We start from the raw sequence: 16,175 nt of genomic DNA, 5'->3' as shown, positions 1-16,175 counted from the left end.
TCTGTTGTTAAAGTTGCGTCAAAAGTGTCACGGAAATGAATAAAGAGTTAAAAACAGTAAATTCATCTTGTCTTTGACGCATTTGCTGTTCACTACCCCTTTGCACATTTCTGTCAGACTATGGTTTGTTGATTTGTTCTGGTTGAGCGGTTTGGTTTTTGCTCAGATCAGGGTAAAGAGTGGGCAGCTTGGAGGAGTTCAACAGGAATAAAATAGTTTAGCGCTGCAAAGCCTGCTAAATTTGCCTGTGAATTTTTACTAAGTTAATGATATATAATGCAGATAATCTGAAACGGAACACCGGATAAAATATGGTACGGCTTATCGGATATTTTTTCGGCATCGGTACGGTGCTGATGCTGATCGTGGCGGGGGGCGTTGCTTTCTTCGTCAACAGCATAAGCAAGGATCTGCCGGATTACGAAGTGCTGGCCAAATATGAGCCGCCGGTGACAACGCGCGTTCATGCTGCAGACGGTAGTCTGATGGCTGAATATTATAAAGAACGCCGCATGTTTCTGCCGATTCAGGCTGTGCCGGATCGTGTGAAGGCGGCATTCGTTTCTGCGGAAGATAAAAGCTTCTATCAGCATCACGGTTTGGACTATCTCGGTCTGACCCGTGCGATGAGCACCAATATCGTCAATAAGCTGACCGGTAATGACCGTCGCCCTGTCGGTGCGTCTACGATCACCCAGCAGGTTGCGAAGAATATGCTGCTCTCTTCTGAGCAGACTTATGACCGTAAAATCAAGGAAGCGATTGTTGCGCTGCGCATGGAGCGTACTTTCACCAAAGACCAGATTCTTGAGCTGTATCTCAATGAAATGTTCTTCGGTATGGGCGCCTACGGTATTGCCGGTGCCGCGCTGACCTATTTTGACAAGTCCGTGAATGAGTTGACCATCAGCGAATCTGCCTATCTGGCAGCATTGCTCAAAGGCCCTGCAAACTACCATCCGTATCGCTATGCGCAGCGCGCTTTGGAGCGCCGCAACTGGGTTATCGAGCGTATGGCGGAAAACGGTTTCATCAGTGCAGAAGATGCCAAAGAAGCCAAAGAAACGCCGCTTGGCGTGAAACCGCATAATGCCGATGAACGTCTGTTCGCCAGCGAGTATTTCGCTGAGGAAGTGCGTCGTCAGATCGTTTCGCGTTATGGCAATGCTTCTCTGCTTGAAGGCGGGCTTTCGGTTCGTACAACGCTTGATCCGCAGTTGCAGATCAAGGCGCGTAAGACATTGCACAACGGTTTTATCCGTTATGACGAAGCGCAGGGCTATCGCGGTCCTGTGAAGAAACTGTCTATGAATACCGACTGGGGGCAAGAACTCGGCGAGGTTGCCGGACTGACCGACGTGCCTGAATGGCATTTGGCGGTGGTTCTGGATGCGACGCCGGATGCGCTCGAAATCGGTCTTCAGCCTGTCCGCGATCCTTCGGGAAAAATCAGTGAAGAACGCGTGACCGGTCGTGTAGCCGCTGCCGATATGAAATGGGCAATGCGCATGAATATCGCAGGCAAGCGCTCAACGGCCAAATCTCCGGGCGGTGTGCTTGATGTCGGCGATGTAATCTATGTCGAGAAAAAAGACGGTAACGCCTATCGTCTGCGTCAGGTGCCAAAAATTTCCGGTGCACTGGTTGCTATGGATCCGCATACCGGTCGTGTTTTGGCAATGGTTGGCGGCTTCTCCTATGCACAGTCAGAATTCAACCGTGCAACGCAGGCCTATCGTCAGCCGGGTTCATCTTTCAAGCCGTTTGTTTATGCGGCAGCACTGGATAATGGTTATACACCGGCATCCGTGGTGCTGGATGGTCCGATCTCGGTCAATCAGGGCGGGGCACTCGGTGTCTGGAGCCCGAAAAACTATTCCGGTAAATTCTCCGGCCCTTCGACACTGCGCTACGGTATTGAACAGTCACGTAACCTGATGACTGTGCGTCTGGCACAGGATATGGGCATGAAAACCGTTGCGGAATATGCAGAGCGCTTCGGCATCTATGACAAGATGATGCCGGTGCTTTCCATGTCACTCGGTGCCGGTGAAACCACTGTGCTGCGTATGGTTACCGGTTATTCGATTATGGCGAATGGCGGGCGTTCGATCACGCCTTCGATGATTGACCGTGTGCAGGATCGCTACGGCAAGACCATTTTCAAACATGATATGCGTCAGTGTCAGAATTGTAATGCTGAAGAGTGGAGTAATCAGGAAGAGCCTGAGCTGATCGATGATCGTGATCAGGTGCTTGATCCGATGACCGCTTATCAGATCACTTCGATGATGGAAGGCGTTGTTAAGCGCGGTACTGCCCGTATGCTGATGAGCCTAAACCGTCCGCTCGCGGGTAAAACCGGTACGACAAATGATGAAAAAGATGCGTGGTTTGTTGGTTTCACGCCGGATATGGTTGTCGGTCTTTACCTCGGTATGGATCAGCCTGCACCGCTGGGGCGTGGTGGTACAGGTTCCGGCCTTGCTGTTCCGGTTTTCAAAGACTTCATGACCGTTGCTCTGGCAAATACGCCGAAGGTTGATTTCCGTGTGCCTGAAGGCATGACCATGATCGCGATTAACCGTCGTACAGGTATGCGTGCAACACCGGGTGGTCCTGATGTGATTATGGAAGCCTTTAAACCGGGAACAGGACCTGCAGACAGCTATTCTGTTATCGGTGCGGATAGTTTCCAGGAAGGTTCACCGGTTCAGCCGCAGTCACCGCAGGCCAATAAGGCAATCAATTCCGGCTCGGGCGGTCTTTATTAAGACTGTGATGACGGGAAATATCGCCTGAAATATTGACAGGCTTTATCGCAATCAGCATACAGGCACTCTGAGCAGTGCCTGTATGCTTTTTTGTTAAAGTCAGGCACTGACACGAAATTATTTAAGACTGACAAAGGAGCCGCAGCTATGCGTGCCGAGATTGAGAACTTGGTTGTCGAAATCAAGCAGGCCATAAGCCTGCTGAGGAGGCATCTTTGACTGGGATCAGTCACTGAAGAAACTCGAATACCTGAACAGCCGTGCCGAAGATCCGACCCTGTGGAATGACCCGCAGGAAGCCCAGAAGCTGATGCGTGAGCGCCAGCAGCTGGACGATAGTATCAACGGTATTCTTGCACTGACCCGTTCGCTCGAAGACAATATCGAGCTGATTGCTATGGGTGAGGAAGAGGGCGATAAGTCCATCATCACCGATGCGGAAAACGGTATCCGTGCGATTAAGGCTGACCTTGATAAGCGCCAGATTGAAATGCTGCTCAGCGGTGAAGCTGACGGCAATGATGCTTATCTGGAAGTGCATGCCGGTGCCGGTGGTACAGAAAGTCAGGACTGGGCGTCCATTCTGCTGCGCATGTATTCGCGCTGGGGTGAGCGCGATGGCCGTAAAGTAGAAGTTCTGGAAATTCAGAACGGGGAAGAAGCGGGTATCAAATCCGCGACGATCCTCGTGAAGGGTCATAACAGCTACGGTATGCTGAAAACAGAATCAGGCGTGCATCGTCTGGTGCGTATTTCACCATTCGATTCGAATGCCCGTCGTCATACGTCTTTTGCCAGTATCTGGGTCTATCCGGTGATCGACGACAATATTGAAGTTGCGGTGTCAGAATCGGATGTTCGTATTGATACCTACCGCGCCTCCGGTGCCGGTGGTCAGCACGTTAACACCACCGACTCTGCGGTTCGTATTACGCATATTGCGACCGGTATTGTGGTGCAGTGTCAGACACAGCGCTCGCAGCATAAAAACCGTGAGCAGGCCTGGTCGATGCTTCGTGCGCGTCTTTACGAAGAAGAGCTGAAGAAGCGTGAAGATGCTGCCAACGAGATCAACTCTTCCAAGACCGATATTGGTTGGGGACATCAGATTCGCTCTTATGTCATGCAGCCTTATCAGCTGGTCAAAGATTTGCGTACCGGCGTTGAAAGCACAAGCCCTGATGATGTTCTGGATGGTGATCTGGACGAATTCATGGAAGCGGCATTGGCACAGCGCGTGCATGGCACACAGACCGACGTACAGGATATTGACTAATCTCCTGCATTAAAGAACAAAAAAGCCGCCGGTGAGATTATCTCACCGGCGGCTTTTTTTATAATCTGTTATTTAGGGACTGGGCCGGTGATGAAAGGGTCGATACCGGCAAAGCTGGCAGGCCGCTCAAGATCAGCAGCGCCTTCATGGAACCGCGCATCATAGACCTGATCCGGCATTGGCGGCATTGGTTGTGCCGCAACTGTTTGTTCTGTTTGCAATGTCAGGCCCGTTTCAGACAAGGGAGCCTGTGCAGACAGCACGGATGCCGCCAAAGCACCGGCAACAAGTGCACTGGCGCCTATGCTGTATCCAAGCAGACCGGCCAGCAGAAAATTACCCGCACGGCGTAGTAAGCGCAGCAGTGTAGCAGAGGCGGATTTTTTTGAACCGTTACGGATCATGATCTTACCTGTGACTGACATCGTCTTATCCCGTAGAGCCTGCATGATGTTCTGCCTTTCGCAAAAAAAAGCAGTTCTGTGATTAGCTTTCAGACAGGTTTGCGGGTTTTATATGGCAGAATATGCTGCCTTTGCTGCCTTGAACTTGCCGTTTGAGCGGATCACTTCCAGAGCGGTTCTAGTAACTTTGAAGCGTAGAACCGCTCTGTCTCTTCTTTATTACGCATTATCCAGCGCAAAACCGGTTCCCACTTTTGCTGGAAATGCTGCAACTATAACAAACTGTGCTCATGGGTAAAACTGTTCTGGACTGTTGCTCAGATCATACACCGTTACAGCGTTAATAAAGGGTTTCTTTTACTGACATAATTGTCAGTTTAATACGCGGGCAGCTTCCAGTACTGCCTCTGCATGACCGGCAACTTTAACCTTGCGCCAGACCTGCGCGACTTTACCATCCTTGCCGATCAGGAAGGTGGAACGCTCAATACCCATATATTTGCGGCCATACATACTCTTTTGCACCCAGACGCCGTAGGCAGTGCTGAGAGATTTTTCTTCATCTGCCAGCAATTCAACAGCAAGATCGTGTTTATTGATAAACTTGTCATGTTTGACTGTGCTGTCGGGTGAGACGCCGATAATACTGACACCGATGGCATCAAATTGCGGTTTCAATGCACTGAAATCAATTGCTTCACGGGTACAGCCGCTGGTGTCATCTTTAGGGTAAAAATACAAAACATAGGCTTTGCCTTGCAGTGTAGCTGATGAAAGCGTGTCATCACCGTTTTTTGGAAGAGAGAATGCCGGAGCAGTATCACCTGCCTGCAAAGCTGTGCTTTCTACGATATTTGCGGCATTGTCCGTTTCTTTGGTCATAAGAGCGCCTTTCTTCATCTTTAATCGGGCTGATTAAGCAATAACACTAAACGAATGATTCAGCCTGATGAATAGTGTGATTTTACTGACAGACAGGCATCAGGCAAATTCCGGTGACAGGAAAAGCGAGCTGCATTTTTATCAGTAGTGTTTTTACAGGGGCAAAGTGATTTGATTGCGGCCTGTGACTTGTAATCATCTGTTGTTTCTGGGATTTTGTTTTTTATCAAGGCTTTGAAATGACGATTCATTTATGCGGAACAGATTGCTCTGATTTCGTTTCGGCTGAACGCATATTTTCTTTTGAAAGTTATGCAGGTCAGATGCAGACAAACCGGATAGTGATTTAAGTTTTTGAAAGACAAACCGAGAAAAATCCGCTTCAATAAGCGCGACATCCAGCATCTGGATCAGTACCCGTCATCCGGTGCGGGAGCTGACAATAAAGCTGTGCTGAAAGACTGCCCTGATTATAATGCGGTACTGAACAGAAAAGCTGCGCGGAAAGCCCGCCGCAAACGCAAAAGTTTTGCCGCAAAATGCTGGCGTGCTTTTGCATCTGTCAGCTTTGCGCTGATTGTGCTGGCGGGGATTGGTTTTCTGGTTTTGCGCTCGGGTATCAGCAGTGAGATGCTGCGTGATGAAGCACAGCAGCGCCTGCAAACGATATTGGGGCCTGATGCCGGTGTTTCAATCAGCGAAGCGCATGTGTCACTGGACAGTAATCGTCAACTCGCGCTTGAAGCCCGAGATGTGGCACTTGAGAGCAGTATTAAAGACATTTCCGTCGAAAAACTCGGTGTGGTTAAGCTGGGTTTAGCACCGCTGCCGCTGCTGACAGGCTCCATTCAGGTGGCACGTGTTGAGCTTGGTGATGCTGTTATCCGGCTGGAAGAAAACAACGATAAGCCTAAGCCTTTTATCCGTCTGCCGCTGAATGACAGGGGGCTGGTTGATTTTGATCTGCTGTCGCGCGAGGTGTTTGAAGGGATTGACCAGACATTGGCTCTGCTTGATCTGCGTGGCACCAAAGCCATTGCCATGCATGATGTGACCTTTGCCTTCCGTGCGATGAATAAGGATCAGGAAATTCTGATCCGCAATGCGCATGTCAATCAGACCGAGAAAAAAGTAACGCTTGATGCCGAATTTGTCTGGCAGGGCAAAGTCACTGCGCTGACAGCAGAAATGACGCGTTCGGATGATCCGAAACATGCTTCAGATTTTGCGCTGAAACTGAGCAATATTCCCGTCAGTCTTGGTTCACCGGAAGAGGTGATGCCGAAAATTGCTGATGACCGGCCGAATCCTGCTTATTTCCACGTCAACAGCGTGGCGTCGGTATCTTTATCCGGACGGGCTGAAACAGCGGAACATAAAGAAATATTATCCGGCAAGCTGGTTTTGGATGACGCGACCGTTGATATGGGGCGCGAGCGCGGGATCAAAGGCAATCTGGCGCTGGATTTTGAGCATGTGGCCGGTGAAGAAAAGCTGGAAATCAAAACGCTGAAACTCAATCTCGGCGGTTTAGCCACTGTGCTTGAAGGTGCTTTTGGTCTGGAGCCGGTGAGCGATACCGAGCAGGCGATACAGAAAATCCGTGAACAGGCAGAGCGCATTGCCAATGGTTCTGAAGCGGCTTCACAGGCTGAAACCTTACCGGCGCTGAAAATCCGGCCGTCTGAAACCATTACGAATACACCTGCACCAGCCGTTGCAGATATTGCAGAAAAACCGGCTTACCGTTTTGAACTGCTTTCCCGCAGCGCGATCAGCGCGCCGGAAAATTCAGCGGAAGCACCGTTGCCATTTGGCGTGAAAATTGCCGGACGGCTGATGCAGGATGCCAGCCGTGTTGATTTCAATGATCTGAATGTCAAAACCGATTCCGGTGAGCTCTATGGGCAGGGGCGTATGATCTTTGGTCATGGCTCTCCGGCGATGATCTTTATGCTGCGTATTCCGGGGATGCCGGTAGCGCAGGCCAAGCAGCTTTGGCCGCTGAATGTGGCTGACGGTGCGCGTGACTGGGTGCTGAAAAATCTTTTCGGTGGCCATATGACTGAAGGCCGGATTGATATTGCGCTGGCCGCAGGGCATTTCAATGGTCCGGGTTTGCCGCCTGATCTCACGGAATCGGATATTAAAGCGGACTTTAAAGTAGAAGGTGTGCGGTTTGATGTGATCGGTGAAATACCGCCGGTGCGTGACGCTGCAGGCACTATTGCGGTGCGTGGTGCCCATACAACCATCAAACTTGAAAAAGGTACGGCCTTTACGCCTGCCAATCGCAGCATCCATGTTGATGGCGGCACATTATTTGTACCGTGGGGACGCCAGCGTCCGGTGATTGCCGATCTTGATCTTGATCTGAACGGTGAGGCATCCGCGATTACAGAGCTGGTGGGCTACAAGCCGATCAATGCACTGCGTAAATTACCTTTCAGTGCGGAAGATTTGAGCGGCAATGTGGATGCCAAGGTCAAAGTGGCTTTTTCAGTGACGAAAAATGCCCCGAAAGAAAGCCTGCAATGGCAGGCCGATCTGGCGTTCAATGATGTGGCAATGAAAAAGCCGTTCAACGGGCAGACTGTGACACAGGCGAACGGCAAGCTGAGCGTGAATGAGGATGTGGCTAAGATCGATGCCACAGCAAAGCTCAATAATATTCCGGCCAAATTATCACTGATTGAGCCTTTGGCTGATACGACGATCAAGCGCCAGCAGAATGTGCGGCTGGAATTGGATGACAAAACCCGCGCTGCCCAGTATCCGGCTTTGAATGAAATATTCAAAGGTCCTCTGACACTGGATTTGGGTGAAGAGCAGGGCGATACACGCAAAATCTCTGCCGATCTTGGCAAGACCGAAGTGAGCCTGCCTTGGCTCGGCTGGAAAAAAGGCTCAGGCATTCCGGCAAAACTGACACTTGATCTGAAGCTGCCGAAGGATGGCAAAGGGCCGGTACTAGTGCGCAACTTCGTCTTTGGTGGCACAGGATTTCACGTTAACGGTGATCTGACACTTGAGAATAACGAATTGCAATCAGCAAGTATCCGTAAGCTTAATCTGACACGCAATGATGATCTGAGTCTTGAGGTGCGCAAATCCGGTAATGGCTTCCGTGCCGATGTGCGCGGCAAGGCTTTTGATGCGCGGGCGCTGATCCAGCAGGCTGTTTCCGGCAATGTGGATGAGAAGAAAGACCGCCAAGGCAAGGGCGGAGTTATTCCACGCATCGTTGTGAATGCCCAGATTGATGATGTTAAAGGCTTTTATGACGAGAGCCTGCGCAATGTTACTGTGTCTTACGAGACCGCAGGGGCGAAAGTCTCCGGTGTGTCGCTGAACGCTGTAACTTCGAATAATGCGCAGGTCAGCGCCACTTCCAGCAGTCAGAATGATGCCAGTTCTGTGGCACTCAGCTCGGCCAATGCGGGCGCTGTGCTGCGGTTTTTTGATTTCTACGATAAGATGCGCGGCGGCAAAATAACGGTCAATCTGACCTCGCAGGGCAAAGGGCCGCTTTACGGGAATATTGATGCCCGTGATTTCTCGGTGATCAATGAGCCGCGTCTCGATAAGCTGGTTTCCAGCAGCTCCAGTGGTGGTAAGAGTCTTAGTCAGGCTGTAAACAAGAATATTGATGTGACGCGGGTGGATTTTGAGCGTGGTTATGCGCAGATCGAAAAAGGCTCCGGCTATCTGACGCTGAAAAATGGTGTGATCCGCGGGCCGCTGATCGGCGCGACTTTTCAGGGTGTTCTGTATGACCGTAACGGCAATATGTCTGTTACCGGTACATTCATGCCTGCCTATGGCCTCAACCGCCTGTTCGGCGAGGTTCCGGTTCTGGGTGCAATTCTTGGCAATGGTCGCGATCGCGGTTTGATCGGGATTACCTACAAGCTGGCAGGGAACGCCAAGCAGCCGAATATTATCGTCAATCCGATTTCGGTTATTGCACCCGGTATTTTCCGCTCGATCTTCGAGTTCTGATTTGTAATCGGACAAATAAAAAAGCGCGGATTTAAGCAGTTTCAGAAAAAGTGGAAGCCGGTTTTTCGTCCGAAACTGCGTTATAAAAAAACAGAGCGGTATAAACCGCTCTGTCCGCTTTTTTTGGTATTTTCCTCGGTGTGGAAAAGCTTATTCCGGACGTACCAGAATGTGCTTTTTCTTACCCAGTGACAGTTTGATGATGCCGTCTTCAGTCACGTCACCGGCAGTGATACCGGCGCGTTCGTCCTGAATAGCCACATCATTGATGCGCACCGCACCGCCCTGAATATGACGACGGGCTTCACCGTTAGATGATGCAAGGCCAGCTTTAACCAGCAGAGCCTGAATACCGAGACCGGCAGCCAGTTCGTCTTTGGCAATGCTCAGGCTTGGCAGATTGTCAGAAATTGCACCTTCTTCAAAAGTTTTACGTGCAGTTTCCGCAGCCTGTTCCGCAGCTTCACGACCGTGGAGCATAGCGGTGATTTCGGTGGCCAGAATCTTCTTGGTTTCGTTGATTTCCGAACCGCCAAGCGCTGCCAGACGAGCAATCTCATCCATAGGCATGGTGGTGTAGAGCTTGAGGAAGCGTTCTACGTCGGCATCTTCTGTATTACGCCAGTACTGCCAGAAGTCATAGGCGCTCAACAGATCCGCATTGAGCCAGACTGCGCCATTGAGCGATTTGCCCATTTTAGCACCTGACGCAGTGGTCAGCAGCGGCGAGGTTAGTGCGTAGAGCTGTGGTGTGCCCATGCGATGGCCGAGATCAATACCATTGATGATATTGCCCCATTGATCCGAACCGCCCATCTGCAGACGCATATCGTAGCGCTTGTTCAGTTCAACAAAGTCATAAGCCTGAAGGATCATGTAGTTGAATTCAAGGAACGACAGCGACTGTTCACGATCGAGGCGGGTTTTAACCGAGTCAAAGGACAGCATGCGGTTGACGGAGAAATGACGGCCGACATCACGCAGGAACTCGAGGTAGTTGAGACCTGCCAGCCAGTCGGCATTATTGACCATCAGTGCGTCGGTTTTGCCTTCGCCGAAAGTGAGGTAGTTGGTGAAAACCTTTTTGATGCCTGCAATATTGTCGGCAATGGTTTCAACCGTCATCAGCTTGCGAGCTTCTTCTTTAAATGACGGATCACCGACCATGCCGGTGCCGCCGCCCATCAGCGCAACCGGACGATGGCCGGTTTTCTGCATCCAGTGCAGCATCATGATCTGAATGAGGCCGCCCGCATGCAGACTGGATGCTGTCGGGTCGAAGCCAATATACGCAGTCACAGTTTCCTTGGTGAAGAGTTCATCCAGACCCGACTCATCGGACATCTGATGGATGAAGCCACGTTCGGATAGTGTGCGTAGAAAATCGGACTTAAAGCCGGACATTGATTTTTCCTGTCTGACAAAAGGATTGTGATAGGGGAAACCCCAGAGAGCAGGCCGTGAATATTATTCCGGTAACTGACACAATCCAGCCTTTAACATTATTGCAGGGCAAACCACAATAAAGGTATTGCTAGCCTGACGTTGATTTCGTGGCAAAATACTGTCGTTTTATGCTGTTTTTGTATGAGATGTGATCTGCTTGCGTCTGTATGAGTGATAAAACGGCAATGCCTTGAACCGGAAAGAGTGATTATGACCGCATTATATCGCGCCATCGGACTGATGAGCGGCACCTCCATGGATGGTATTGATCTGGCGCTGATCAAAACAGACGGCGAGCAGGTTGTGGAGCGTATTGCTGCGGGTAGTCAGAATTATTCTGATGCGTTTCGTGCCCGTCTGAAACAAGGGCTTGTTGATGCCAGAGGCATGACGCAGCGTGATGAGCGAAGTGGTATCCTCAAACAGCTTGAGCATGATCTGACATTGCTGCATGCCGTTGCCGTGCAGGACTTTTTGTTCACGCATGGTTTGAGCGCGGATGACGTGGATGTAATCGGTTTTCACGGCCAGACGGTTCTGCATCGCCCTGATGATGCACTGACAGTACAGATCGGTGACGGTGCATTGCTGGCACAGGAAGCCGGAATTGATGTGGTATATGATATGCGCGCAGAGGATATGCACTATGGCGGGCAGGGCGCGCCGCTGATCCCCGCTTATCATGCGGCCTTAGCGCATAATCTGGAGCAGAAGCCGAATATGCCGGTTGTTTTCGTCAATATTGGCGGGATTTCTAATCTGACCTATGTCGATGAAACAGGGAAATTGGCAGCTTTTGATAGTGGCCCCGGCAATATGTTGGTTGATCAGTGGATGGAATTGCACGCGCAGGGTAGTTTTGATGCGGGTGGTGCACTGGCATTGCGTGGCACGGTGAATAGCGATCTGGCAGCACATTACTTAAGCAATGCATTCTTTAGCGGCAATCAGCGCCGCTCACTGGATCGCGGGGATTTTTCCGTGCCTTCGCTAGGTGCTGTATCACTGGAAGATGGTGCCCGCACATTGGCCTATGTCGCGGCGGCTTCTATTTTGCAATCGGCATCCCATCTGCCGCAAAAGCCTTGCAGCTATGTTGTGAGTGGCGGGGGACGTAAGAATGCAGCAATCATGGCCGAGCTGACTGCTTTGGCACAAGCTGAAGGTGCAGTGGTGATTGATGCGGATACAGCAGGACTGGATGGTGATTCCATGGAGGCTGAGGCCTGGGGTTATCTGGCTGTTCGCAGTTTGAAAGGTTTGCCGTTGACTTATCCCTCAACAACCGGTTGCGACAGGCCAGTGAGTGGCGGGGTCTTGGTAAAGGCATAAATAAAAAGACCGGCGATTAGCCGGTCTTTTTTTGTTGCGATTTTATCAGCGCAGACGCTGCTTTATTGATGCTATCAGCGCAAGCGCTTCTGGCGTACCTCTGTCAGCTCACCCATCAGGCGGCGATCCAGATATTCCGAACATTCGGCAATCAGTTCATCGCCCATGCCGGAGAAAAAGTGGTTGGCACCGGCCATCGTGTTTTGCGTGATGGTGATACCCTTCTGGGTTTTCAGCTTATCAACCAGAACCTGCACATCCTTTGGTGGCGCAACCTTGTCCTGATCGCCATGAATAATCAGACCCGATGAAGGGCAAGGTGCGAGGAACGAGAAATCATAAGTGTTCGGCTGCGGTGCAATCGACATGAAACCTTCGATTTCCGGACGGCGCATCAGAAGCTGCATACCAATCCACGCGCCGAAGGAATAACCGGCAACCCAGCAATTTTTCGAATCAGGGTGCAAAGACTGTACCCAGTCCAGTGCGCTCGCCGCATCGGACAGTTCACCGGCGCCGTGGTCGAATTCACCCTGACTGCGTCCGATTCCGCGGAAGTTAAACCGCAACGTTGTGAAATTGCGGCTCTGGAACATGTAAAACAGATCATAAACGATCTTGTTATTCATAGTGCCGCCGAATTGCGGATGCGGGTGCAGGATGATGGCGATTGGTGCGTTCTTTTCGCTTGAAGGCTGATAACGCCCTTCAAGACGACCTGCAGGACCATTAAAGATTACTTCTGGCATATGTACTCCGCTATAACCGCCGGGTTGCGTGACCATTTGGCCGGTTCGCAACACAAGTGTCGTATTTGTTATTTATAAGCCTGATTGTTACCAATCACGACTTTACGGCTTAAATTCTGAGCAAATCCTTGACTGTTTCGCTCATAAAACTTAAAACCGACTTTAGAATCTTTCAAAACTGGAGGGTGTAAAAAACACTCATGCAGCTTAATAGTCTGCTCTGGTTTGAAATTTCAAGATAATTGCGCGTTTAACGCAAATATGGTGCTTCGCGAAAGAGTCTGCAATGTCAAAGCCGCGTATCTATTTTGATTATAATGCCAGTGCGCCGTTAAGTGAAGCGGCGCGTGAGGCTGTGATCGCGGCTTTGCAAATTACAGGTAATCCTTCTTCTGTGCATCAGGAAGGCCGCGCATCGCGAGCCCTGATTGAAGCTGCGCGCCGCGATGTGGCTGCGCTTTGCAATGCCAAGCCGGATCATGTGTTTTTTACCTCCGGTGCAACCGAAGCTGCCACAACACTGCTGACACCGGTTTATAAAATGGGGCGCTCGGAATTGCGCCTGTCACATCTTTATGTTTCTGCGACCGAGCATCCTTGCATGTTGTCCGGCGGGCGCTTTGCTGCGGAAAACATGACTGTGCTGCCGGTTGATCATCAGGGCATTGTTGATCTGGATGTGCTGGAACAGGCTTTGAAAGCGCATGACAAATCCAAAGGCCTGCCGCTGGTTGCAGTGCAGTGGGCAAATAATGAAACCGGCGTCATTCAGCCGGTAGCTAAAATCGGCGCGCTGGTAAAAGCTGCGGGCGGCTTCTTTATTGTCGATGCCGTACAGGCCGCAGGGCGCATTGCGCTTGATATTGCTGCGGCCTCTGCTGACTATCTTATTCTCTCTTCCCACAAAATCGGCGGCCCTAAGGGCGTTGGTGCTGTGGTTGCGATCTCTGATCTGGTTATGCCGTCTGCGCTGGTGCGCGGTGGCGGGCAGGAGAAGGGGCATCGTGCCGGTACTGAGGCACTGCCACTGATTGCAGGATTTGGTGCCGCAGCGCGTGAGGCCTTAGCAGCGCAGCAAGAGGGTAGCAATCTGCCGCGCTGGTCGGATACAATTCGTACAACAATTGAAAATGGTGTGCGCAGGCTGGCCGGTGATGTTGTGGTGCATGGCGCGGCAACGGATCGCCTGCCGAATACAAGTTTTATTTCTTTGCCCGGCATGAAGGCTGAAACCATGCAGATCGCTTTTGATCTGGGCGGTATTGCACTTTCTGCCGGTTCTGCCTGCTCATCGGGCAAAGTGGGGCCAAGCCATGTGCTGGCCGCGATGGGCTTTGACGATGAATGCGGTGCATTACGCGTGTCGACTGAAAAGTCGGCAACAATGCAGGACGCAGAAGCATTTCTGACGATTTTCGAAAGACTGGTAGCCAGACGGGATCAGACACGCAGTCAGGTTCAGGCTCCGCTTTTGGGCGAATCGGAAAACAGCGCTGCCTGATTGGCTCAGCGCTTCTAAATGGCCGTTTATGTCGAGCGCACAGCAATGTGATGCAAAACTGGCCGGAGTTCGAAGTCTGGAGCCGTGCCTGTTTTTAACATGGCCAGCAGTCAGACTTTTATAGCGCATCAATGCGCACTATATGTTTATGACAGCAACATGATTGCTGCCATAGCGTTTTTAACTGTCGGGCCTTGACTCTGACAAGGATGGAGAACGGCGATGCCTGCAGTGCAGGAAACGATCGATCAGGTCGCCACGCTTGACGTGGACCAGTACAAATATGGTTTTGAAACAACCATCGAAATGGATAAAGCTCCGAAGGGGCTGAACGAAGATATTATCCGTTTCATTTCCGCGAAAAAAGAAGAGCCGGAATGGATGCTGGAATGGCGTCTGGACGCTTATAAGCGCTGGCTCACTATGGAAGAGCCGAAATGGGCTCGCGTAGATTATCCGGAAATTGATTTTCAGGATATCCGCTATTATGCGGCCCCTAAAAATCAGACCGGCCCTAAGTCTCTGGATGAAGTTGATCCGGAACTGCTGCGTACTTATGAAAAGCTCGGAATTCCGCTGCGTGAGCAGGAAATTCTGGCCGGTGTACGCAAACAGGGTGAACCAAGCGAGATTGACGGCAATCCGGCTGACAATGTCTACGCATCAGGCCGCGTGGCTGTTGATGCGGTGTTTGACAGTGTTTCTGTTGTCACCACCTTTAAGGCTGAGCTTGCTAAAGCCGGTGTGATTTTCTGCTCGATTTCGGAAGCTATTCGTGAGCATCCGGAACTGGTGAAGAAATATCTGGCTTCCGTAGTGCCGGTTTCAGACAATTATTACGCCACACTCAACTCGGCTGTTTTTACCGACGGATCATTCGTCTATGTACCTAAGGGCGTTCGCTGCCCGATGGAGCTGTCGACCTATTTCCGTATCAACGAAAAAGATACCGGCCAGTTCGAGCGTACGCTGATTATTGCCGAAGAAGGCTCATACGTCTCCTATCTTGAGGGTTGTACAGCACCGCAGCGTGATGAAAACCAGCTCCATGCAGCTGTTGTTGAACTGATCGCGCTTGATGATGCTGAAATCAAATATTCCACCGTCCAGAACTGGTATCCGGGCGACAAGGAAGGCAAGGGCGGTATCTATAACTTCGTGACCAAGCGCGGCGACTGCCGTGGCGACCGCTCGAAGATTTCCTGGACGCAGGTCGAAACCGGCTCTGCAGTTACATGGAAATACCCGTCCTGCATTCTGCGTGGTGATGATTCCCGCGGTGAGTTCTACTCGATTGCGGTATCCAACGGTTATCAGCAGATCGACAGCGGTACCAAGATGATCCATCTCGGTAAGAACACATCGAGCCGCATCATCTCCAAAGGTATTTCAGCGGGTAATTCCAACAATACCTATCGCGGTCAGGTTTCTGCCCATCGTAAAGCAACCAATGCCCGTAACTTCACCCAGTGTGACTCATTGCTGATCGGTAATGATTGCGGTGCGCATACTGTGCCTTACATCGAAGCGAAAAACTCGACTGCGCAGTTCGAGCATGAAGCAACAACCTCGAAAATTTCTGAAGATCAGCTGTTCTACGTGATGCAGCGCGGTATTCCGGAAGAAGAGGCGATTGCTCTGATCGTGAACGGCTTCGTGAAAGAAGTAATTCAGGAACTGCCGATGGAATTTGCCGTGGAAGCTCAGAAGCTTATCGGCATCTCACTCGAAGGTTCGGTTGGTTAAACAGGGATGGCGGAGTGAGACTTCGCCCCTTTAATCAGCATTCATTGATATTTTCGGATCCTG

At 50.9% G+C, this 16,175-nt stretch carries 10 protein-coding genes; 6 read left to right on the top strand and 4 right to left on the bottom strand.

Annotated elements, in window-relative coordinates:
* The first annotated feature begins 311 nt into the window (after positions 1-311).
* Both DFR47_RS17555 and prfB read left to right on the top strand, forming a co-directional pair.
* Positions 312-2,774: a penicillin-binding protein 1A gene (locus DFR47_RS17555; protein WP_113945751.1), complete on the top strand. Its 2,463-nt coding sequence runs from the start codon at positions 312-314 to the stop codon at positions 2,772-2,774.
* A gap of 147 nt (positions 2,775-2,921) precedes the next feature.
* Positions 2,922-4,050 (top strand): peptide chain release factor 2 gene (gene prfB / locus DFR47_RS17550; protein ID WP_113945750.1). Its coding sequence is split into 2 segments (ribosomal slippage): positions 2,922-2,990 and positions 2,992-4,050, totalling 1,128 coding nucleotides; the frame shifts between segments, so codons are not numbered across the junction.
* 68 nt (positions 4,051-4,118) lie between these two features.
* Here the strand turns inward: prfB and DFR47_RS17545 are convergent.
* Both DFR47_RS17545 and bcp read right to left on the bottom strand, forming a co-directional pair.
* On the bottom strand, positions 4,119-4,475 hold the full coding sequence (locus DFR47_RS17545; RefSeq protein ID WP_113945748.1) for a hypothetical protein: 357 nt from the start codon (positions 4,473-4,475) through the stop codon (positions 4,119-4,121).
* A gap of 351 nt (positions 4,476-4,826) precedes the next feature.
* A complete protein-coding gene (gene bcp, locus DFR47_RS17540) occupies positions 4,827-5,336 on the bottom strand; it encodes a thioredoxin-dependent thiol peroxidase (RefSeq protein WP_113945797.1) in 510 nt (169 codons plus the stop codon).
* Positions 5,337-5,690: 354 nt separating this feature from the next.
* On the opposite strand from bcp, the gene DFR47_RS17535 reads away from it, so the two are divergent.
* Complete coding sequence (locus DFR47_RS17535; RefSeq protein WP_245416623.1) at positions 5,691-9,338, top strand: AsmA-like C-terminal region-containing protein; 3,648 nt, start codon at positions 5,691-5,693, stop codon at positions 9,336-9,338.
* A gap of 150 nt (positions 9,339-9,488) precedes the next feature.
* Here the strand turns inward: DFR47_RS17535 and tyrS are convergent, their stop codons facing one another.
* Positions 9,489-10,742 carry a tyrosine--tRNA ligase gene (gene tyrS / locus DFR47_RS17530; RefSeq protein ID WP_113945746.1) on the bottom strand — a complete coding sequence of 418 codons (1,254 nt, stop codon included), beginning with the start codon at positions 10,740-10,742 and terminating at the stop codon, positions 9,489-9,491.
* A 252-nt stretch (positions 10,743-10,994) separates the two neighbouring features.
* Here tyrS and DFR47_RS17525 point away from each other — a divergent pair, with 252 nt between their 5' ends.
* The gene (locus DFR47_RS17525; RefSeq protein ID WP_113945744.1) at positions 10,995-12,116 is read left to right on the top strand and encodes an anhydro-N-acetylmuramic acid kinase; all 1,122 of its coding nucleotides are present in this window, start codon (positions 10,995-10,997) and stop codon (positions 12,114-12,116) included.
* A gap of 74 nt (positions 12,117-12,190) precedes the next feature.
* On the opposite strand, the gene DFR47_RS17520 is transcribed toward DFR47_RS17525, so the two are convergent.
* Positions 12,191-12,865 (bottom strand): alpha/beta hydrolase, encoded by a 675-nt coding sequence (locus tag DFR47_RS17520; protein ID WP_113945742.1) that lies wholly within the window; start codon positions 12,863-12,865, stop codon positions 12,191-12,193.
* A 286-nt stretch (positions 12,866-13,151) separates the two neighbouring features.
* Here DFR47_RS17520 and DFR47_RS17515 point away from each other — a divergent pair, with 286 nt between their 5' ends.
* Both DFR47_RS17515 and sufB read left to right on the top strand, forming a co-directional pair.
* Entirely contained in the window at positions 13,152-14,366 is a 1,215-nt protein-coding gene (locus DFR47_RS17515) for a cysteine desulfurase family protein (RefSeq protein ID WP_113945741.1), read from the top strand.
* Positions 14,367-14,588: 222 nt separating this feature from the next.
* A complete protein-coding gene (gene sufB, locus DFR47_RS17510) occupies positions 14,589-16,112 on the top strand; it encodes a Fe-S cluster assembly protein SufB (protein ID WP_113945739.1) in 1,524 nt (507 codons plus the stop codon).
* The last annotated feature ends 63 nt before the right edge of the window (positions 16,113-16,175 follow it).

Source organism: Pseudochrobactrum asaccharolyticum, from assembly GCF_003314995.1.
GTDB lineage: Bacteria > Pseudomonadota > Alphaproteobacteria > Rhizobiales > Rhizobiaceae > Pseudochrobactrum > Pseudochrobactrum asaccharolyticum.
Note: the sequence above shows the minus strand (reverse complement) of the source record. Positions and strands in the feature narration are given on the sequence as shown.